Here is a 20,127-nt window from a genome sequence, read left to right as displayed (position 1 = left end):
CAGGATAATAATCACTTTGTTCAAAAATTACTTTCTTGAAGTTTAAATATGTGTCGGCAATAGGATTAGAGAAATGAGCAACCAAATAATCATATCTTTCTAAATCAAGAAGTAATGATTTATTGAAATGATAGTATTAGGTCATCAGAATTTTTTTAGTTCCTTTTTTTTATCCATTTATCATTCGTACACGGTCACAATTACTCCATCCATATTGTTGCCTGAAATCTCATAATAGAGATTCTTTGGTACTTTAATTGGACTGCTATGAGAAATGGAGTAATAAGAAACAGTATATTTTTTCTCATTAACACTAGCAGAAATGTTCTTTTCTTCTTTTAGATAATCCAAATATTCTTCCAAAGCTAAATTCTTATCCTTCATAATCGCGCTGTGAGGCAAGCCAACATAGCGGATATGCCACGGTTCATATTGAATTCCTGTGACACCAGTTTTATCCTTTGGATAGCGTAAAATAAAGCCGTATTTCCAAGCATTTTCTTCTATCCACTTTCCTTCTGGTGCTTCACTCATCTTCATTTGAGTAGATCCTACATCAAGCGATAAACCCAAATTGTGTTCGCTATAGCCTGCTGGCAAGGAATAGTCAGAGCCCATTTCTTGGTAAAGTACACTTTGCTCATCAAATTCTCGAAAGCCACTACTAATTGAAAAATGACGAACTCCTTCTTTTTCAGCAGCAGTTGTCATCTCTGAAAATTTACGTGCGACATCCTCTGACAATCTAATATCACTATCAAGTAACTCGTATCCCTTTTTCAATTCTTTATGCGTAAATAAATTTACGACATCTGATTTTATACTCTCTTGGTGAACAGGATAATCCTTGTTGACCAAGAGTAGATTTCCTTGATAGATCTGATCTTTTGCAATCTCCTTGTTTTGGATACGTTCAGAACTTCCTAGATAATTTATATTATCTTGATGATTTTGAACAATTTTTTGAAACTCTACTTTATCTTGAAACAACGGTGTTATATTAGCGATAGCAAATCCCAAACACAATATTAAAAACAATAAAAATCCCCACTTCTTCATTTTCAGTTTCCTCCTTGATCTTACTTGCTTATATAATAGGAGAAACTATTAAATAAAAGAGTAGGGTAAATATTAAATTTTTCTTAAATCATTTACTTGGGTATTAAATTTGATTATTTGGTACACTGTCCTGTGGTAAACGAACCTCAAATATCGTACGTATTAAACTACTTTCTGCAGTAATCGTTCCATTATGTTGCTCCACAATATTCTTCGCAATGAACAATCCAAGACCTGTGCTATCTTCTTGTTGAGTTCGTGCTTTGTCACCGGTATAAAACATATCAAAAAGATGCGGTAGTTCATTCGGTGGAATACTATTTCCATAATTCACAATCTGAACAACCACTTCTCCTGAATCAATAAAGCCGTTAATATCTACAAACTGGCCATCGTATCCATAACGATTGGCATTGGTCAGAAGATTTTCAAACACACGTGCTAACAACTCTCCGTCACCAATAATAGGTAAATAGGGAGTACTATTCATTCGAGCTATCAAATCATTTTTCTCGAAGATAGGATACAATTCTTCCTTTAATTGAATCAGTAGGTCACTTAAATTAATTTGCTTTTTTTCAACTGGCAGCATGCCATAGTTCATTCTAGTTATTTCGAATAATTCATCAATAAGTCTTTCTAAACGCTGAGATTTAGTGAAGGCAATTGTTAAAAAATGTCTGACTTGTTCTTTAGTCAGATTCTCATCCTTAAGGATTAAATCAATGTAACCTAAAACAGAGGTGAGCGGAGTACGCAAATCATGAGCTAAATTTACTACTAACTGATCTTTACTGCTTTCCGAAAAATCTCCTCTTTCTATGGCTTGTTCCAATTTTTCACTTGCCAGATTAATATCTTGCGCAATATTTCTAAATTCATCATTTGATATGATTTGAACTCGATGTTTAAAGTCACCACGAGCGAGATAATGAATTCCTTCTGAAATCTCTTTGAAATAGGTAGAGTAGGGCTTAGTAAGGACAAAGAAAAAAAAGATTGAAAGTGGGATAAATAGTAGTAAAAAGAAATTAATGTCTCCAATATTGTTTATAAATAAGCGAAAACGAGCCAATGGATCCTCATAACGAACCATCGTGTGATAATAAAATTGAAGTCCTTTAAAGATTAGATAAGTTATGATGCCAGAAAAAAACATACTTAATCCGAATAACACTATCATTTTTGAGCGAAAACTTCTAATGATTTTAACCATTGAATGTATACCCGACACCCCATACAGTTTTAATCCATTTATTTTTCCGTTTATCTTCTTTAAGTTTTTTCCGTAAAGTACGAATATGGACCATAACGGTATTACCACCCTCAAAATAGGCTTCGCCCCACACCTGCTGAAAAATATTTTCCACACTATAAACTTTCTTTGGATGACTGGCTAGTAAATACAAAATCTCAAACTCTTTAGGCGTCAGCTCAATGGTCTCATCATATAGAATAACTGTGCGTTGATCAGGAGAAATAACTAATCCACCAATTTCCAAGATCAATTTATTATCTGTTTTGGGTTGATTCAATTTCATAAAGCGCCGCAACTGAGCATTTACACGAGCAACCAATTCAATGGGGGTGAATGGTTTAGTCATATAGTCATCTGCTCCAATCACTAGTCCATGTACCTTATCGAAATCAGAAGTTTTGGCACTCAAGAAAATGATAGGTAAATTATGTTGTCCTCGAATGTGATGGGTTACTTCGTATCCATCCATTTTTGGCATCATAATATCTAAAATTAGCAAATCAATCGATTGAGTCTGGATAGCATGAATGGCTTCTAGTCCATCAGATACTTTAATGACATGGTATCCTTCTTTTTCTAAATGGATGGCAATCAGATCAGCAATCTCCTCCTCATCATCAGCTATTAAAATCGAAATACGTTTCATCTACTCCACTCCTAATTTCTAATTTCTGGGGGATGGTATCATCGCCACTCATTGACCAATCAATAAATTGTTTAACTTTTTTAATTGGCATCCCAGTATTCTTTAAGCATAAGATCATTTCTAAATATTTCAGTGCTTCTTCGTCAAAAACTCAATCTCCCTTCTCAGTTCTTTTGAGAAAGGGTAACAGTCCTCGATTATCATAGTACCGTAATTGAGAAACATTGTTAGATGATTCATTTTTGCGACTTGTCCAATTTTATAGTTCATATGATTTTTTATCTTTTTACCAAGGATACAACCTAAACCTAAGTTGAGGTCAAGGATTTTTAAGAATTTTTTTTGAAACATAATTATCCAATTCAAAATATCTTCGTTTTTTCCCATCTTTAAGTCATTTCCTATTTAGATATCAACGTTTTTATCGTACCATTTTCAAGATAATTTATGCCACCAAAGAAAAGTTAAGTAATTAGTTTAAATTAATGATGTATTAATAACAAAGACTTTCTCGGTCATACACTTACGCTATTGGTGTTTGGTGTCATCCTGATCCTTTTGAAAAATGAAATCTCGGAAGCCTGGGCAATGTCATTAGAATTTCTTGTAGGAATCATGTTGGTATATCTAGGTATAACGACGATTTTTTCTTGGGAGAAAATGCATCAACATGATCATTCAGGCAGAACTACCTATTTGAAATCGATGTTTGTTGGGATTGTCCACGGACTTGCCGGAAGTGCAGCCATGGTTCTTCTTACGATGAGTACAATAGATTCAGTATGGCAGGGTGCCATTTACTTTATTATATTTGGAGTTGGTACATGTGTGGGCATGCTTCTATTTACAACGATTTTAAGCATCCCCTTTGACACAAGTACTTCTTCTATAAAAGTGAACCACTCACTCATTAGGTTGACAGGTGTGGTCAGCGTGGTATTCGGGATCTATTATATGTACAACCTGGGCGTAAATGATGAGTTATTTACGGTTTGGGTAAACAACGTCTATTATTTACATGGGATATTAGAGTCAGAAACTCTCTAGGTAAAAGCTTGGGAGTTCTTTGCTTTAAGAAAAGATGGTTCTGCACTCTTTTGTCGCCATTAAATACACATTCCTATTACTCTTCTGGTAGACTAGTATAATGAAAATATTGGCTATTAGTCTATTCATGTAAGGGGGATGACAATTAATGAAATGGAGACTATTTTTACTTGCACTTTTCATAGTATCTTTAGCGTTAACTGTAGGATGTTCAAATAAACAAGAACATATTTCGATTCAAAAGCGTGAGGGTAAAATCTACAAATTTGAAGCTTATAAAGAAAGTATAGAAATTGAAAAGACTATAAAAACAAAAGAAATATTAAAAAATATTAACTGGGAAAATTCCAAAATGGAGAAAGATCGTCCTAAAGCGGATTATATCTTTTATTTTAATGATGAAAAGTATGAGGATAAAATAGTCGTTTACTATGTTTGGGTTATTTCTGGTGAAAATATATTGAAATTGACGAAAGGTAAACATAGCAAGTATGTACAATTAAATAAAGCGGATTCTGAAATTGTATTAAACTTGATACAATAAAAGAACAGATGGAATAAGATCTTTTTTGGTAAGATTAGGGGGAAGTATGAAAAATAATCAACCGATATTAAAGATACCAAAAACGATTTATGAAAAACTAATTGATATTTTTTCACTTATTATAATAGTGCTCAACCTGATTTATTTGATTAATGAGTGGAGTACTTTACCTGATCAGGTTCCGATTCATTTTAATGCTAAAGGAGAAGCAGATGGTTGGGGAGGGAGAGCTGTAATTTGGTTTCTTCCGATCGTAAGTATTTTTTTATGGTCAATATTGACGACTTTAGAGAGAGTGCCGTATATCTTTAATTTCTCGGTAAAAGTAACGGGACAAAATGCGGAGCGTCTATACAAAAATGCTCAGGTGATGAGTGTGATTTTGAAGGCGGAAATTATTGTTTTTTTACTTTATACCAGCTGGAAATCTGTTCAAGTTTCTGTAGGTAGGGAAGTTGGGCTTGGTATTTTAGAATTGCCTATTTTCCTAGTTGTCCTTCTGGGCACGATCGCTTTCTTTAGGGTGCGCTCATTTCTGAAAGTAAAATAAACCGAACTTCATTATAGCAAGTTCGGTTTAAATCTATCTTGATTATGAGCAGTTTTCTTTCTCTAAGCAAGTTCAGTTTTCTTATTCGTTGTTCGCAACAGAGGCATGGTGCAGCAACGGAAAGAGCCTCCGGACTTGATGATCTCGCTTATATCGACTTCAATGACGCTATATCCGCGTTCACGAAGCTTGTGATTTACTTTTTTATTGCATGGAAGACTAAACACTTTTCTTTTTCCAATAGAGAGCACGTTTGTTCCTAATGTGAATTGCTCCTCTTTAGTCACTTCAATTATGTCATAACGTGATTCTAATAAGGCTAACTCTTTTTTTGTAAGGGCTTCTGGGAAGATAAGGGCCTCCGTTGGTGAGATAACATTGAATACACAGTCCAAGTGAAGGAATTTTTCAATGAAAGGAATTGGGATGATATCGTATTCTGATAATAAGGTTTGAAGATTCTTGATTGATTTTTTATCTGTTCTATCACTGACCCCGATATAAATGGTCTTTCCATCAATTATGACATCCCCGCCCTCTATTCTATTCCTACATAAGTTGAAGAATGGGACATCATTTTTTTCGAGCCAGGTTTTCAAAATAAGTTCTTCACCTTGCCGGATATCTGTAGCCATCTCGGCGACGTACACGGTATTGCCAAGAGTGAATCCAATATCTCTCGTAAAGACTTGTTCTGGATATGCAGATTGGGGTGGTAGATTTATGACTTCAATTCCTTCATGTTCAAGCGACTTTACAAAATTGGTATGCTGCTCCATAGCAAGTACACGATCAATGTTCTCATCTTTAAACTCTTTTTGTGTTTCGTTGATGATCTCACGAATCTCCATATATTTTGGTTCACATACAATTACCCGTAATAGCTTTGAATATTCGCTCGCGCAGTAAGCCTCTAGTTCTTCGTTTATCTTGTTTACCATAGATGAGCTCCCTCTAAATATCATTGTATCTTTACTATTACCTCTTTTTTCTGGAAAGAAACATAAAAAAAGTCATTTTTTAATATAGTCTTTTGTATTAATCATTGTTGATTTTTACTTGGAAGCTTTCTTCACACAGACAAATCTTAAAAATATACATAAAGCAGTTACTTTTGTTAAAAGTTTTACAATCTATTTTTAAGGTCCGTTTGTATGTAATTTAAAAATTAATAATTCTGAAAAATAAAATTTTACATTTTTGTAAATGTAATTGAATAATAAAAAATAGTGAGTTACAATAGCAAAAAGGAAAGCGCTTTCCCTGAATTTTCTTAATATTAAATATCTTTAAGGTTCGTTGCAAACCAAACATTAAAATTAATAGAAGGAGTGTAAGTAATGGGAAATATCCGTTGGGGAATTATTAGTGCTGCCAATATAGCATATGATGAATTTTTACCGGCATTAATCCGTTCAGACCGTGCAGCATTAGTAGCTGTAGCATCGAAAAGCTTAGAAAAGGCCAAACGATTCAATTCCCCGCACATATATGGAAAGTATGAACAACTAATTGAAGATTCATCGATTGACGCAATCTATATCCCTTTGCCAAACTCTCTCTCTTCATGCAAAATGGGCGGTGAGGGCAATGCAAAAGGGAAAACATGTTCTTCTTGAAAAACCAGCAGCGTTAACAGAAGCCGATATGTACGATGTGAAAACAGCAGCCCAAGAAAATAATGTAGTTTTTATGGAAGCTTTCATGTACCAATTTCTTTGTCAGCACAAACGAGTGAGGGAATTACTGGAATCGGGTATTATCGGGGATTATCTCCATGTTAAAGCTCATTTTTCCTGGATGCTTGAAGACTCAGGTGATATTCGTTTGAAACCTGAACTAGGAGGAGGTGCTATGCGAGATGTCGGATGTTACGGCTTGCATGCGGTGACACAAATTGTTGGCTTTAAACCTGTCCAAATCTCAATGAGCGGTAAAATGGATCAAGACAACGGAGTGGATATAACATCGACTTGCGTATTGATTGATGATCAGAAACGAACTGCTGAAGTAACAGCTTCATTGGAACTCTCGTTTATTAATCGTTATGAAATCTTTGGTCCAAGGGGGTCCATTACTGTTGATTGCGCTTTTCGTCCTGACGTATCGGATGATAAACACGGCAAAATAACTGTTAAAGATTACAATGGCAGCGTGATTCTTTTTGAGAAGTTTAAAGACGATCAATATTTAAACCAGATTGAACATTTTCATGATTGTATTCTAGAAGGGGGAAATCCTGACTACAACGTGGATCATTCGCTTAAGATGGCCCGTTATCTTGAAATAAGTTATCAATCATTGCACAGTAAGTCTGTGGTGACGAATGTTAACTAAAAAGGAGAAAATAATATGACAAAAAAAATTCGAGCAGCTGTACTTGGACTTGGAAGACTTGGATATTGGCACGCAGTAAATGTCGCTACAAGAATTAGAAATGCAGAACTTACGGCAATATGTGATGTGAACATGGAGACAGCCAAGCGTGTTGCAACAGAGTTAGAAGTGCCATTTTTCACTACCAATCCGGATGATATTCTTCAAGACGATACAATCGAAGTAATGATTATTGCCTCTCCAACAAGCACACATTTTGATTTATTGAAAAAAGCGTCTGAATCAGGTAAAGCTATTTTTGTTGAAAAACCACTTACGATAGATTTAAGTGAAGCAAATGATATTAAGAGAATAATAGAAAATAACAATACCATATGCCAGGTTGGTTTTATGCGTAGATTCGATCCGGCTTACGTTGAAGCGAAAAAGCGAATTAATGCTGGTGATATTGGCGATCCGATATACTTCCGTGGTATTTCCCGTGATCCTCATGCACCCCATGAAGCGTTTATCCAGAATAGCGGTGGTATGTTTGTCGATGTTTCCATCCATGATTTTGATATTGCTCGTTATTTGATGAATTCCGAAGTGACTTCAGTTCATGCTCATGGACGAATCTTGAAATACCCGTTCATGGAAAAATACGGAGATGTTGATCAATCTCTTACGTATTTAGAGTTTTCATCTGGGGCTGCAGGAGATGCAGAGGCAAGTCGTAATGCCCATTATGGCTACGATATTCGTGCAGAGGTCATTGGGACAGAAGGCTCGATCTTTATAGGGAATCTTCGAAATCATGATATTCAGATTTTAACGAAAGAGGGTAACCTGCATGATATATTACCGGATTTTCCAACTCGTTTTACGGATGCCTACAATTTGGAGCTCTCAAGCTTTTTCCAGGTAGTGGCTGAAAAAAGAACACCAAGTGTCACAGTAGACGATGGCGTAAAGGCACTCGAAATCGCTTTTGCTGCACGGGAATCTTATCAAAATGGAAAAAAAGTCGAACTTTAGTATATAGAAGGATAAAGAATTCATTTTGTTCACGAGTTTTAATCTGAAAATACTAAATATTCAAAAAATGTATTGAAAAATAAATATAATAAAATTATACTTTAGTTAGGAAAGCGCTTTCTTTAAAAAGAAAAGGTAAATGACGAAAAGAGGTTTGCACATGGTTAATCATTCAGGATATCTCCTCGAAATGAAAGGGATTAAAAAAAGTTTTGGTCAAAACCATGTTTTAAAAGGAATTGATTTAGATGTAATGGCAGGTGAAGTTCATGTATTACTAGGGGAAAATGGTGCAGGTAAGTCCACACTTATTAAAATTTTAACAGGAGCATATGAAAAGGATTCCGGAGAAATTTTTTGGGAAGGTAATTCTGTCCAACTTGATACACCCCTTGATGCTATGAATCTAGGAATTGCTACGATCTATCAAGAATTGAATGTCATTCCTGAATTAAAGGTATATGAAAATATATTCCTTGGAAGGGAATTGAAACGTGGCGGAAAATTTTCATTACTTAATCAAAATGAAATGCGTAAGGAAGCAAAACGCTGTTTGGAGATGCTTGGCCAGAGCCCTGAACTTGCAGATAAGCAATTGGGGGAGCTGGGAATCGGGCAGCAACAACTTGTGGAGATTGCGAAAGCGCTTACTCTCGATGTTAAATTAATCATTATGGATGAGCCGACTTCCAGTCTTAGTGGAACAGAAGTGGAGCAGTTATATCGATGTGTAGAACAACTTACGCAAAAGGGCATTGCGATTGTATTCATTTCCCATCGGTTAGATGAAATCAGAGAAATGGGCGATAGGCTTACCATCCTTCGCGACGGATTTAAAATAGAAACGCTACCGGTCAAGACAACAGAAACTGATTATTGGATTGAGTTGATGGTTGGACGGGCGCTGGATGAGAAATATCCTAAGCAATCATTTACGCTTGGCGGTGAAGGGTTCAAGGTTGAAAACATGGAAGTGGCCGGGTCAAAAGAACCAGTAAGCTTTTCAATCCGACACGGTGAGATAGTCGGCATCTCCGGACTAGTTGGGGCTGGACGTACAGAATTAGCAAGAGCTATTTTCAGTGCAGATGACCGGGGGAATGGAAAGGTCTTCATAAATGGAAAGGAAGTTCGAATCAAATCACCTAGGGATGCAATTGATGCGGGCATTGCTTTTATAACGGAGGATAGGAAAAGTGAAGGTCTCTTACTGGATCAGCCGCTCGATTTTAATATTGCCATGGCTAATATGAATAAATTTACGAATAAATTAAGACTCGTTGATTTAAAAGGTCTACGTGAAGAAGCAATAAATTATATAAAGGAATTGAAAGTTCGCCCAAATAACATAGATCTTCATGCTAGAAATCTAAGTGGGGGAAATCAGCAAAAAGTCGTTATTGCCAAATGGTTATGCACAAAAGCAAAGGTTTATATCTTTGATGAACCTACAAGAGGGATTGATGTTGGTGCAAAAGTTGAAGTCTATCGCTTAATGAATCAGTTAGTTGAAAGCGGTGCCATTGTGCTGATGATATCTTCTGATCTTCCTGAAATTCTTGGTATATGTGATCGGGTCTTAGTGATGAGTGAAGGGAAAATAACCGCTGACCTAGAAATTGGAGAAGCCTCTCAAGAGCGAATAATGAAGGCGGCAACAGGAGGATGAAATTATGAATGAAGCAGTCATACAAAAACCAGAGAATGATTCACCAAAACAGAGTAGAACCATTAAGACTTACGTAAGTAAATTTGGGCCATTAATCGGTCTTATCCTTTTAACGACAGTCCTGACATTTCTATCGGACAAGTTTATGACATTGAACAATATCATGAATATTGCTCGTCAGTCTTCTATTAACGCCATACTTGCAATAGGCATGCTTCTTCCGATTTTAACAGCCGGTATTGATTTATCTGTTGGTTCCATTCTTGCAGTCTCTATCATGGTTATGGGAATTGTTTCAGTCACGATGGGATTAAGTCCAATCTTGGGTCTTCTTGCCTGTCTGTTCGTAGGCGCTGGATTCGGTTTAATTAATGGATTGCTATTAACGAAATTACGTTTGCCCCACCCGTTTATTTCTACACTTGGTACGATGAATATTGCACGTGGAATTGCACTAATCATTACGGCAGCGGCTCCAATTGCTGGTTTTCCATATTTAATTCAATTTTTAGGACGGGAATTTGTAGGTCCCATACCTGTTAGCTTCCTTCTAGTAATCGCTGTATATATCATCTTTCATATTTTCTTGACAAGGACACAGACAGGGCGATATATATACGCAATCGGTGGTAACAAAGAAGCCGCTCGTCTCTCGGGTATCAATGTTGATCGTGTATTGATCATAGTATACACAATTAGTGGTTTAATGGCAGGTCTTGCAGGACTTGTAATGGTTGGACGAGTAAATTCCGCATTCCCTCTTGCAGGTCAATCATATGAACTTGATGCAATAGCGGCAGTCATTATTGGTGGCGCTAGCTTCATGGGAGGTGTCGGTACTGTCTGGGGTACATTAATTGGGGCAATGATCATTGCTGTGCTCAGAAATGGTTTAAACCTTCTGAACGTGCCTGCTGATTTCCAAATGGCAGTAATCGGTTTTGTAATTATCGCAGCCGTTTTTGTTGACGTACTCCGTCAACGCAAAAGTAAAAAAAGATAATCAATCATAAATTCATTTCAAGTATATCACTATAATTTGGAGGTAGAAGAATGAATAGGAAACTAAAATGGTTTGGAGCGGCATTAATGGTAACGTGTATGGCATTAGTGACTGGTTGCGGCGACGCAGATAAAAAAGCGAGCGGCGGTGAAGATGAAAGTGTAGCAGTCGTTTTAAAAACTTTATCAAGTCCTTACTGGAAATATGTAGAGGCGGGAGCAAAAGCTGCTGGTAAGGACCTTGGGGTAACTGTAACAGTGGTGGGTCCATCTGCAGAGTCGGAAGTGATCCAGCAAGTTAATATGCTTGAAGATCAAATAAATCAGTCACCTGGCGCAATCGTAGTCGCTCCTTCACAACCTGAAACGGTTGTACCGGTGTTAGAAACCGCAGCTCAGAATGTACCTGTATTACTTATAGATTCAGATGCTGATTTTGAAGGAAAAACAACCTTTATCGGAACAGAAAACCGGACTGCAGGTTTGGAAGGTGGGAAATTGTTGGCTTCTATGCTTCAGAAAGGAGATAAAGTGGTTTTAATTTCAGGAGCACTCGGCAATCCGGCTACTGATGCGAGGATTAAAGGGGCGAAAGAAGCGCTTGAAGAAGCGGGTCTGGAAGTTGTTGCAGAACAACCTGGAGATAGTGATAAAACAAAAGCGATGTCAGTAATGGAAAATATTTTGCAAAAAAATGGAGATGTTAAAGGTGTTTTCGCAGCAAATGATGATATGGCATTAGGTGTATTGCGTGCTGTTGAAGCAAAAGCACTGGATATTAAAGTTATTGGTACTGATGGAACGGAAGAAGCAGTTGAATCCATTTTGGAAGGCAAGCTGGCTGGCACCATAGCCCAGAGCCCATATAACATGGGGTATCAAGGTGTTGAAAATGCCTTGAAAGCAATAAATGGGGACAAGATTGATGAGCGATTAGATAGCGGGATTGACATCATAACAGTAAAAAATGCAGAAGAAAAATTAGACTTCTTAAAAAGTATTTCAAAATAAGGAAATCTATAGTACCCGCAAAATTCCTTCATGCTAAAATAAAGTAAAGGATATTTTGGAGGAGTTTTGAAAACATATGAAGCAGCCTACAATTTATGATGTAGCAGAAAAGGCAGGCGTCTCAATTGCCACGGTATCAAAGGTGATAAATAAAACAGGACGAATTAGCGATAAAACGAGAAATAGAGTAACGGAAATCATGCAAGAACTTGAATATCAGCCAAGCACTGTTGCAGCTGCGTTGACAGGGAAGAAGACATTCACAATAGGAGTGCTTGTTCCTGATATTTCAAACCCTTTTTTTGCTGAGGTTGCGAGAGCCCTGGAAAATAATGCTCGTGAAATTGGCTATGCCATTATTTTATGCAGCACAGATTATCAACGGGAAAGGGAACACGACTATTTAGAGCTCCTTATAAAAAAACAGGTGGATGGAATTATCATCGCAACTGAACCGAATGATCGGGAGGTTTTTAAGAAGCTTCAAAGCAGGAATTTCCCACTCTTGATGTTCTCAGTCGATCACCCCTCTTTTGTTACAACTAATGTTGTTACGACAGATGATATACGGGGTGGATATCTTGCAGGGCGTTATTTGTTGGATAAAGGACATAGGCATATTGCAGTGATTGCCGAATTAAACCGTGCAAGTGGAAACCTTCGATTAGAGGGCTTTAAACAATCACTGATTGATGAGGGGATTAAGTTGAATGAAGAACAAGTGATTCATTCTAAATCAAAAATTGAAGACGCAAGAATAGCTGCCAAGGTAATTTTAAAATTAGAGAATAGGCCCACTGCGGTATTTGCGTCAACCGATTTAATTGCTGCCATTTTTATGAATGAAGCACGAAAGGAAAATGTAGCTATTCCTAATGAAATATCGGTGATTGGTTTTGATAACACCATACATGCAGAAATAGCATACCCAGGCTTAACGACAATCGCTCAACCTATAGATGAATTGGCAAGTTATGCCATTAATCAACTGTTGCTGTCAATTGAAAAGCCGAATAAATCTGGGCATAGGATCATGCTTGCACCAGTACTTATAGAACGTAATTCAGTAAGAGACTTAAAAGAAATAAAAAGTTAAGCTTAATGAGTCAACCGGTTACAACCCGGTGTTTTATTTATTAGGTTAAGCGCTTAATTAGGGGGATTAGGTCAATGACACTGACTGTTGGAATTATTGGAGCAGGTCGTATTGGAAGATTACATGTAGATAATTTGAAGGTGATTCAGCAAATCCGAATTAAAAGTGTTTCGGATGTTGCAATTGAACATCTTGAAGAGTGGGCGATAGAGAAACGAATTGAAGTATTGACAACGGATTACCTTGAATTGCTTAGTGATCCTGAAATCCAAGCAGTGTTTATATGCTCACCAACAAATACACATGCAAATATTATTAAAGAAGCGGCTAAAGCTGGAAAACATATTTTCTGTGAAAAGCCAATTAGCTTCTCAGTGGAAGAAACAGAAGAAGCACTTACTGCGGTGAAAAGTGCAGGTGTAAAGCTTCAAGTTGGTTTTAACCGTCGCTTTGATCCGAATTTTCGTAAGATTCGAAACCTCGTTCAAGAAGGTGAAATCGGGATACCTCATATTTTGCGAATCACTTCACGTGATCCTCAACCGCCAAGTGCTGATTATATTAAATCTTCAGGCGGATTGTTCATGGATATGACGATCCATGACTTCGACATGGCTCGCTACGTTATGGGCAGTGAAGTTGTGGAGGTGTTCGCAAATGGAGCTGTGTTAGTAGACCCCGCTATTGAGGAAGCAGGCGATATTGACACAGCCATCATAACTTTGAAATTTGCAAATGGTGCACTAGGGGTTATCGATAATAGCCGCCGTGCCGTCTATGGATATGATCAACGTCTTGAGATTTTTGGGGATAAGGGTACTGCACAAGTGGATAACAACAGGGCAACAACTGTTGAGGTTTCAACAAATGATCATGTAAAGAAAGAAAAGCCGTTTTACTTTTTCCTTGAACGCTACACTCAAGCATATATAGATGAAGTAACTGAGTTTGCATCGGCATGTCTTGAAAACCTTGAAGTGAGTTGTAGTGGCTTTGATGGCATACAAGCTGAGCGTATTGCTAAAGCTGCAAAACAATCACTAGAAACGGGAATTCCGGTTCAGTTGAAGCAGACTGACCAAATTGCTACATATTAATTAAACGGAAGAAAGAATAATATGAACCAGCTGAAATAGAAATGGCTTCTAGAGCCGGATGCGAAAATTTTGCCGGGAAATTTAAGAAAATACTTCTACGTTACTAAAAGTGCGCAGGCTTTTTGACTGATAGGTAACACCCGAGGTTAATAGTATTAACAGTCCGAGGTGCAGCAATTGGAAAGCCAGTTAGTGTCAGAGAGAAAAGTTTTACGAAAAACTTTTTTGGAAGTGATCTTACTAACAATAAGGGAGTAATGTAATGAAATTTTCAATATGTAGCTGGATTTTCGGCGATATACCTATAGAAAAGGTTATGCAATTTGTGTCACAAACAGGATATGATGCAATAGAAATTCGAGCAGCTGTGAATGACTATAAGTGGAAAGACCTTTTACATCTTTCCAAAGAATTGTCTTTGGAAATTGGAGGTTTGACAGGAGATTCAGGCTGGCCAAATGAAGAACAAGACCTTGCCAATGCTCACTCGGAAAATCGTCAAAAAGCTATAGAGTATTTTAAAAGACAGATAGAGGCTGTAAAGGAGGTAGAAGGAAAATACCTCGTTGTATGTCCTTCTGCTGTCGGAAAAACTTCGCCGATGGGATTAAATGGAGAGGATTGGAAATGGGCCATTGATTCCGTCCAGAAATTAGTAGAAAAAGCAGGTGAATTAGATATTACACTTGTGATTGAACCATTAAATAGGTATGAAAGCTGTATAGTAAACAGCGGAGATGACGCATTGCTCTTTGTTCAAGAGGTAAGTAATCCGAAAGTGAAAATGCTATTGGATACATACCATATGAATATTGAAGAAGAAGATATGGAAACACCATTTCTGAAAACAAAAGAACACCTAGAAATTATCCATGTAGCGGATAGCAACAGGCGAGCTCTTGGCAGGGGACATATTGATTTTGGACAATTTGCATCCGGTATAAATAAATCTGGTTTTAATGGTCATATTGTTGTGGAATGTATGGCTCCAGGGGTTGATCCTTTCCAAGCAGGTAAAGGATATCCAGCAATGAACCTAATTTATACCTATGCAGAAGAATCCTTGATTTATTTAAAGGAGCTGACCAAGGCTTCTATATAGCATCTTAATTCATGTACCTAGCGGTATTAAAGCTTTAAGGTAGAAGTCAATAAGGGAAAGAATAGTTAATTGACTTTTTAACCTTAAATAAATAAATAAATATTGTAGTTTTTCTTTTAAGGCATTATCTGAGATTCTCTTCCTGACGGTTCTAAGGCCATCTCATAGTACTGAATATCCATTTTTAAGACGATGGATATTAGGGAATTCCCAATTTTTGACGGCGATTTTCTTTTTTAGGTCCCTCTAGAGTTATGGGTTGTAAGAACTGAATAAGACAGACAAAGGATCAAGTTTAAGGTCCTTTTTTTGTTTAACCAATAATGTAAACCAGAGTCTTAAAATAAAATGTAAAACCGAACCTAGGGAAAAAGGATTATTTTTTTTCTGGTCGAATATATATGTGAAAGCGTTTTCTAGAGAAGGGGGAGATTGTTATGATGGATACTCCATTGATTATGACGCAAATCATTGAGAGAGCTGAAAAATATTTTCCAAAAAAAGAGGTAGTTTCGCGTACGGACGGTGGAATTCACACTTTTACATATGCAAAAATTGCTGAGCGTACAAGAAGGCTAGCGAGTAACCTTGAAAAATTCGGTATCAAGACAGGTGACCGGATCGGAACACTTGCATGGAATCATCATCGGCACTTGGAAGCATATTTTGCGATTCCTTGTCATGGGGCTGTCCTACATACAATTAATATGCGTCTGTCTCCTCAGCATGTTTCTTATATCGTCAATAGTGCGGAGGATCGATTATTGCTAATAGATCCTGATGTCATCCCAATGTTGGAAACGATTAAAGATGAGTTAACAACGGTAGAAGGCTACATCATTATGACTGATAATGATGAACTGCCTGAAACGACACTATCACCTGTTTACCATTATGAAAAGTTATTGGCTGAAGGGAATCCTAAGCAGACATTCATTCAGGATTTAAATGAAAATGCACCTGCCGGCATGTGTTATACATCCGCCACGACAGGAAATCCAAAGGGTGTGGTTTATTCACATCGCGGAATTTTGTTGCATGCGATTGCGCTGGGACTTGCTGATTCTACAGCAATAAGCGAACGGGATGTGGCTTTGCCAGTCGTACCAATGTTTCACGTTAATGCATGGGGAATGCCATTTGCGAGTGTTTGGTTTGGCACAAAGATGGTTTTACCGGGACCGAACTTTACCCCGAAAATTTTGGCAGAGCTTATAGAAACGGAAAAGGTCACAATCGCTGCAGGAGTTCCGACGATTTGGCTTGGGTTGTTGAAGGAGCTTGAAGAAGGTAGCCATGATACGAGCAGTATTCGCGCTGTTTTATGCGGAGGGTCGGCGGCTCCAAAAAGCATGATTAAAACTTTTGAGCAAAAGTACAGTATTCCATTCCTGCATGCTTATGGTATGACGGAAACAAGCCCGCTCGTATTTGTTTCCAAACCAAAAAGCTATCAGGAAGACTTACCTGAGGATGAACTTTATGAGTTGAAGGCCAAGCAGGGGCTTGTCTCGCCGATGATCGAAATTAAAGTTGTCGGGCAGGATGGTGAAGTGAAAGCGGATGGAAAAGAAATGGGAGAATTACTTATAAGGGGTCCATGGATAGCGGATGAGTATTTTAAAGATGAGCGATCCGAGGGGACGTTTATAGATGGCTGGCTTTATACCGGAGATGTTGTCACGATAGATGAGGAAGGCTTTGTGAAAATTGTCGATCGGACGAAGGACTTAATCAAAAGCGGTGGAGAGTGGATTTCCTCTGTAGATATAGAGAATACATTAATGGCTCATGAGGGTATCTTTGAGGCGGCAGTCATTGCAGTGCCTCATGAAAAATGGCAGGAACGCCCAATTGCTTGTGTTGTCTTGAAGGATGCATATAAAGAGCAGGTATCACAAGAAGACATAATAGAATTTTTAAAACCGCAGTTTGCTAAGTGGTGGTTACCGGATGAAGTAGTCTTTTTGGATGATATTCCAAAAACGGGTGTAGGGAAGTTCTTGAAAAGGGCGTTGCGTGATCAGCTTCAGGATAAATATATTAAGAAATAAAAGGTAAAATTGAATAAATATAACTTTTTTCTATTACGATAGTAGAGTGAGCATATATAATAAATTTATAGAATGAAAGAGGAGGAAATAGATTGAGTAATGAAACATCATTAAATTCAGGTACGGTTTTAGTCACATATTCGGAACGAACAGCAACTGTTGCAATGAATCGTCCAGAGGCTATGAATGCATTAAATCCGCAAATGCTAAATGATTTTATTTTTGCTCTTAAAGAAGTAAGTGAGAATGAGGACGTGGACGTCGTCATTTTAAAAGGCAATGGGAAAGCTTTTTCAGCAGGCGGAGATATTAAAATGATGCTCGCACCTGATAAAGAAGATGGTTTTAATGACCTGATGGATGGAATTAGTGAATTAGTAACAACCTTATATTTCATGCCTAAATTGACAATCAGTGCCATTCACGGTGCAGCAGCAGGTCTTGGTTTGAGTATTGCGCTTGCAACTGACCATCTTATTGCTGACTCAGAAAGTAAGGTTGCCATGAACTTTATCGGCATTGGATTAATTCCTGATGGGGGTGGACATTTCTTCCTTGAGCGACGTCTTGGTGAAGTGGGGGCGAAAGAATTAATCTGGGAAGGTAGAGTGCTAACAGCGCTGGAGGCTAAAGAAAAAGGCCTCATTCACGAAATAGCAGATGGAACTTTGGAGCAGGCGGTAGAGAGAAAAGTACAAGGATGGCTGAAAAGTCCTGTTCAAGCGATGATCAAGACGAAAAAGATTCTAAGTGAAAAAAATCGTCCATTATTAATAAAGATGCTTGAAATTGAAAAGGCTGCCCAATTTAAAATGCGCCAAACAGCGGATCACCAAGAAGGAATAAAGGCTTTCGTTGAAAAAAGAAGACCAAATTTTATCGGAAAATGAAACGGAAAAGGCAGTCACGATATTGTGACTGCCTTTTTATATAATCAGAAAGAAGATGTATAAAACTTAGTCGACATCTAAATGATCACGCTTCCATTTTTCCAATCAACGATGAAAAAGTAATAACGCGCCTGCGGGTGATGTACAGCGATGTGTTTGATCTTGATAGTTTTTTTCATTTAATAAATTTTGACCTAATTCTTTTGCATGTTCATCATTCTCAGCCGTAAATGATTCATCCAAGAGTTTTTCCCCTGACGGTTCAAATACGGTTAATTTGTATATTCTGCTCATTTTCAAAACTCCCTTTTCAAATAATAGACTGTTTTTTTCGTAATATTTAAACGGTTATTGAAAATTTTATCATTTTCTGTCAATTTTGACTATTACTATGTAAGGAAAATATATTTAGTAAACATTATTAATTTATAGAATATCAATAGATTCCGTTTTCATTCAGGCCGCTTTTGAAAAATCCGACTTCATTTTATCAGAAGCGACGCCTGACTGTGCATAGCCGCATCAGAAACAAGCAGACTTTCAATATTAAGTGGGGAATATATAAGAAACGGGATACATCCTTAGTGATTGAAAAGAAATATATCGAATAAGATTTAAAAGAAATAAAAGCTGGTAAATAATGAGAAAGGCTACTCTATAGCCTACAGGGCTCTATGAGTATGCTTTTTATTTTTGGACACTGATTTGGACAGAATGAAAATTAAACCTATTTATTTAAGCGGAATTCTTTCCTTAAAACAAAAAATCATAAATGATATAATAATGTAGTAGAAAGTGCATAAGCCGAAAGGAGACTTTTTTGAATGACAGTAAAAATCGTAAATAATATTACGGAATTGATAGGAGATACACCAGTTGTTAGAATTAATCATTTAACAGCGGAGGGTGACGCGGAAGTATATGTGAAACTTGAATATTTTAATCCGAGTCGCAGCGTAAAAGATCGGGCTGCCTTTAACTTAATTAGGCAGGCTGAACTGGATGGAATTATTCAATCTGGAGCAACAATCATTGAACCCACCTCTGGAAATACAGGTATCGGACTTGCAATGAATGCTGCAGCAAAAGGCTATCGGGCTATTATGGTCATGCCGGATAATATGTCAAAAGAAAGAATTAACATATTAAAAGCATACGGAGCGGAGGTTGTCCTCACTCCTGCGTCAGAAAGGATGCCAGGAGCAATTCGTAAAGCCGAAGAACTTGCTGCAGAGATTCCTAATAGCTTTATTCCTCAGCAATTTGAAAACAAAGCCAATCCTGATATACATCGAGTAACGACAGCGGTCGAGATCTTAGAGCAGATGGACCGCAAGTTGGACGTGTTTGTCGCAACTGCTGGAACAGGTGGAACGATTACAGGAACGGGTGAAGCGTTAAAAGAACAACTTCCTGATTTAAGAGTCGTCGTTGTCGAGCCTAAAGGTTCTCCTGTTCTTTCAGGAGGGAAGCCAGGTCCCCATAAGCTGGTAGGTACAAGCCCTGGTTTTGTACCAAGCATTTTAAATACCGAAGTACTTGATGAAATTGTGCAAGCGGCAGATGAAGATGCGATTTCGACGATGAAGGATATGGCTGCGAAGGAAGGTATATTAATCGGGCCTTCAAGCGGTGCCTCTGTCTGGGCTGCCCTTCAGGAAGCTCGTCGTCTTGGAACTGGAAAACGTGTCCTTTGCATTGCACCGGATAATGGTGAACGTTACTTAAGTATGGATATTTTTAAATAA

20 protein-coding genes and 1 pseudogene are annotated in these 20,127 nt (G+C 37.6%); 15 read left to right on the top strand and 6 right to left on the bottom strand.

Going from position 1 to position 20,127, the window contains the following annotated elements; genetic code table 11:
* Window positions 1–180: 180 nt before the first annotated feature.
* From vanY to JFU50_RS03780, 4 genes and pseudogenes are all read right to left on the bottom strand, one after another.
* Window positions 181–1,059 carry a VanY-A/VanY-F/VanY-M family D-Ala-D-Ala carboxypeptidase gene (vanY, locus tag JFU50_RS03795; RefSeq protein WP_201221744.1) on the bottom strand — a complete coding sequence of 293 codons (879 nt, stop codon included), beginning with the start codon at window positions 1,057–1,059 and terminating at the stop codon, window positions 181–183.
* A 103-nt stretch (window positions 1,060–1,162) separates the two neighbouring features.
* The gene (locus JFU50_RS03790; protein ID WP_201182003.1) at window positions 1,163–2,275 is read right to left on the bottom strand and encodes a sensor histidine kinase; all 1,113 of its coding nucleotides are present in this window, start codon (window positions 2,273–2,275) and stop codon (window positions 1,163–1,165) included.
* Window positions 2,268–2,963, bottom strand: coding sequence for a vancomycin resistance response regulator transcription factor, VanR-F/VanR-M family (vanR, locus tag JFU50_RS03785; protein WP_201221742.1), 696 nt, complete (start codon window positions 2,961–2,963; stop codon window positions 2,268–2,270). Before vanR ends, JFU50_RS03790 begins: the two co-directional genes overlap by 8 nt.
* Window positions 2,964–2,976: 13 nt before the next feature.
* Window positions 2,977–3,233, bottom strand: a pseudogene (locus tag JFU50_RS03780) (MerR family transcriptional regulator); the annotation flags it as partial.
* A gap of 222 nt (window positions 3,234–3,455) precedes the next feature.
* Between JFU50_RS03780 and JFU50_RS03775 the strand changes: the two are divergent.
* From JFU50_RS03775 to JFU50_RS03765, 3 genes are all read left to right on the top strand, one after another.
* Complete coding sequence (locus JFU50_RS03775; RefSeq protein ID WP_201225005.1) at window positions 3,456–4,010, top strand: urease accessory protein UreH domain-containing protein; 555 nt, start codon at window positions 3,456–3,458, stop codon at window positions 4,008–4,010.
* A 148-nt stretch (window positions 4,011–4,158) separates the two neighbouring features.
* Entirely contained in the window at window positions 4,159–4,554 is a 396-nt protein-coding gene (locus tag JFU50_RS03770; protein WP_201221740.1) for a hypothetical protein, read from the top strand.
* Between the two features lie 46 nt (window positions 4,555–4,600).
* Window positions 4,601–5,104, top strand: a complete 504-nt coding sequence (locus tag JFU50_RS03765) for a DUF1648 domain-containing protein (RefSeq protein ID WP_201221738.1) — start codon at window positions 4,601–4,603, stop codon at window positions 5,102–5,104.
* Window positions 5,105–5,166: 62 nt separating this feature from the next.
* On the opposite strand, the gene JFU50_RS03760 is transcribed toward JFU50_RS03765, so the two are convergent.
* Entirely contained in the window at window positions 5,167–6,045 is an 879-nt protein-coding gene (locus tag JFU50_RS03760) for a dimethylarginine dimethylaminohydrolase family protein (protein WP_180319920.1), read from the bottom strand.
* Window positions 6,046–6,444: 399 nt separating this feature from the next.
* On the opposite strand from JFU50_RS03760, the gene JFU50_RS03755 reads away from it, so the two are divergent.
* The 11 genes from JFU50_RS03755 to JFU50_RS03705 all read left to right on the top strand — a co-directional run bounded on the left by JFU50_RS03755 (window position 6,445) and on the right by JFU50_RS03705 (window position 18,379).
* Entirely contained in the window at window positions 6,445–6,723 is a 279-nt protein-coding gene (locus JFU50_RS03755) for a Gfo/Idh/MocA family oxidoreductase (RefSeq protein ID WP_201221735.1), read from the top strand.
* A complete protein-coding gene (locus tag JFU50_RS03750; RefSeq protein WP_201221733.1) occupies window positions 6,695–7,441 on the top strand; it encodes a Gfo/Idh/MocA family protein in 747 nt (248 codons plus the stop codon). The genes JFU50_RS03755 and JFU50_RS03750 overlap by 29 nt, the downstream gene beginning before the upstream one ends.
* A gap of 15 nt (window positions 7,442–7,456) precedes the next feature.
* On the top strand, window positions 7,457–8,458 hold the full coding sequence (iolG, locus tag JFU50_RS03745; protein WP_201221731.1) for an inositol 2-dehydrogenase: 1,002 nt from the start codon (window positions 7,457–7,459) through the stop codon (window positions 8,456–8,458).
* 160 nt (window positions 8,459–8,618) lie between these two features.
* Window positions 8,619–10,127, top strand: coding sequence for a sugar ABC transporter ATP-binding protein (locus JFU50_RS03740; protein ID WP_056527985.1), 1,509 nt, complete (start codon window positions 8,619–8,621; stop codon window positions 10,125–10,127).
* A 4-nt stretch (window positions 10,128–10,131) separates the two neighbouring features.
* The gene (locus JFU50_RS03735; protein ID WP_056527988.1) at window positions 10,132–11,130 is read left to right on the top strand and encodes an ABC transporter permease; all 999 of its coding nucleotides are present in this window, start codon (window positions 10,132–10,134) and stop codon (window positions 11,128–11,130) included.
* Between the two features lie 50 nt (window positions 11,131–11,180).
* Window positions 11,181–12,140, top strand: a complete 960-nt coding sequence (locus tag JFU50_RS03730; protein WP_201181992.1) for a sugar ABC transporter substrate-binding protein — start codon at window positions 11,181–11,183, stop codon at window positions 12,138–12,140.
* A gap of 76 nt (window positions 12,141–12,216) precedes the next feature.
* Window positions 12,217–13,236 (top strand): LacI family DNA-binding transcriptional regulator, encoded by a 1,020-nt coding sequence (locus JFU50_RS03725; RefSeq protein WP_201221729.1) that lies wholly within the window; start codon window positions 12,217–12,219, stop codon window positions 13,234–13,236.
* A 74-nt stretch (window positions 13,237–13,310) separates the two neighbouring features.
* Window positions 13,311–14,333 carry an inositol 2-dehydrogenase gene (gene iolG / locus JFU50_RS03720; protein WP_201221727.1) on the top strand — a complete coding sequence of 341 codons (1,023 nt, stop codon included), beginning with the start codon at window positions 13,311–13,313 and terminating at the stop codon, window positions 14,331–14,333.
* A gap of 262 nt (window positions 14,334–14,595) precedes the next feature.
* Entirely contained in the window at window positions 14,596–15,435 is an 840-nt protein-coding gene (locus tag JFU50_RS03715; RefSeq protein WP_201181987.1) for a sugar phosphate isomerase/epimerase family protein, read from the top strand.
* Between the two features lie 437 nt (window positions 15,436–15,872).
* Complete coding sequence (locus tag JFU50_RS03710; RefSeq protein ID WP_201181984.1) at window positions 15,873–17,489, top strand: long-chain fatty acid--CoA ligase; 1,617 nt, start codon at window positions 15,873–15,875, stop codon at window positions 17,487–17,489.
* Between the two features lie 92 nt (window positions 17,490–17,581).
* Window positions 17,582–18,379 (top strand): enoyl-CoA hydratase, encoded by a 798-nt coding sequence (locus JFU50_RS03705; RefSeq protein WP_201181981.1) that lies wholly within the window; start codon window positions 17,582–17,584, stop codon window positions 18,377–18,379.
* A 105-nt stretch (window positions 18,380–18,484) separates the two neighbouring features.
* On the opposite strand, the gene JFU50_RS03700 is transcribed toward JFU50_RS03705, so the two are convergent.
* Window positions 18,485–18,673, bottom strand: a complete 189-nt coding sequence (locus JFU50_RS03700) for a YhzD family protein (RefSeq protein ID WP_056528009.1) — start codon at window positions 18,671–18,673, stop codon at window positions 18,485–18,487.
* Window positions 18,674–19,203: 530 nt separating this feature from the next.
* On the opposite strand from JFU50_RS03700, the gene cysK reads away from it, so the two are divergent.
* Entirely contained in the window at window positions 19,204–20,127 is a 924-nt protein-coding gene (cysK, locus tag JFU50_RS03695; protein ID WP_053344908.1) for a cysteine synthase A, read from the top strand.

It is taken from the genome of Peribacillus sp. TH14, from assembly GCF_016651145.1.
Lineage (GTDB): Bacteria > Bacillota > Bacilli > Bacillales > DSM-1321 > Peribacillus > Peribacillus butanolivorans.
The sequence above is the reverse complement of the archived record's forward strand: the minus strand, read 5'-3'. Positions and strand labels throughout refer to the sequence as shown.

Bases quoted from the DNA above. Each gene is read 5' to 3' on its own strand.
- vanY (WP_201221744.1), bottom strand. From the start codon at position 1,059: ATGAAGAAGTGGGGATTTTTATTGTTTTTAATATTGTGTTTGGGATTT.
- JFU50_RS03790 (WP_201182003.1), bottom strand. From the start codon at position 2,275: ATGGTTAAAATCATTAGAAGTTTTCGCTCAAAAATGATAGTGTTATTC.
- vanR (WP_201221742.1), bottom strand. From the start codon at position 2,963: ATGAAACGTATTTCGATTTTAATAGCTGATGATGAGGAGGAGATTGCT.
- JFU50_RS03770 (WP_201221740.1), top strand. From the start codon at position 4,159: ATGAAATGGAGACTATTTTTACTTGCACTTTTCATAGTATCTTTAGCG.
- JFU50_RS03765 (WP_201221738.1), top strand. From the start codon at position 4,601: ATGAAAAATAATCAACCGATATTAAAGATACCAAAAACGATTTATGAA.
- JFU50_RS03760 (WP_180319920.1), bottom strand. From the start codon at position 6,045: ATGGTAAACAAGATAAACGAAGAACTAGAGGCTTACTGCGCGAGCGAA.
- JFU50_RS03755 (WP_201221735.1), top strand. From the start codon at position 6,445: ATGGGAAATATCCGTTGGGGAATTATTAGTGCTGCCAATATAGCATAT.
- JFU50_RS03750 (WP_201221733.1), top strand. From the start codon at position 6,695: ATGCAAAAGGGAAAACATGTTCTTCTTGAAAAACCAGCAGCGTTAACA.
- iolG (WP_201221731.1), top strand. From the start codon at position 7,457: ATGACAAAAAAAATTCGAGCAGCTGTACTTGGACTTGGAAGACTTGGA.
- JFU50_RS03740 (WP_056527985.1), top strand. From the start codon at position 8,619: ATGGTTAATCATTCAGGATATCTCCTCGAAATGAAAGGGATTAAAAAA.
- JFU50_RS03735 (WP_056527988.1), top strand. From the start codon at position 10,132: ATGAATGAAGCAGTCATACAAAAACCAGAGAATGATTCACCAAAACAG.
- JFU50_RS03730 (WP_201181992.1), top strand. From the start codon at position 11,181: ATGAATAGGAAACTAAAATGGTTTGGAGCGGCATTAATGGTAACGTGT.
- JFU50_RS03725 (WP_201221729.1), top strand. From the start codon at position 12,217: ATGAAGCAGCCTACAATTTATGATGTAGCAGAAAAGGCAGGCGTCTCA.
- iolG (WP_201221727.1), top strand. From the start codon at position 13,311: ATGACACTGACTGTTGGAATTATTGGAGCAGGTCGTATTGGAAGATTA.
- JFU50_RS03715 (WP_201181987.1), top strand. From the start codon at position 14,596: ATGAAATTTTCAATATGTAGCTGGATTTTCGGCGATATACCTATAGAA.
- JFU50_RS03710 (WP_201181984.1), top strand. From the start codon at position 15,873: ATGATGGATACTCCATTGATTATGACGCAAATCATTGAGAGAGCTGAA.
- JFU50_RS03700 (WP_056528009.1), bottom strand. From the start codon at position 18,673: ATGAGCAGAATATACAAATTAACCGTATTTGAACCGTCAGGGGAAAAA.
- cysK (WP_053344908.1), top strand. From the start codon at position 19,204: ATGACAGTAAAAATCGTAAATAATATTACGGAATTGATAGGAGATACA.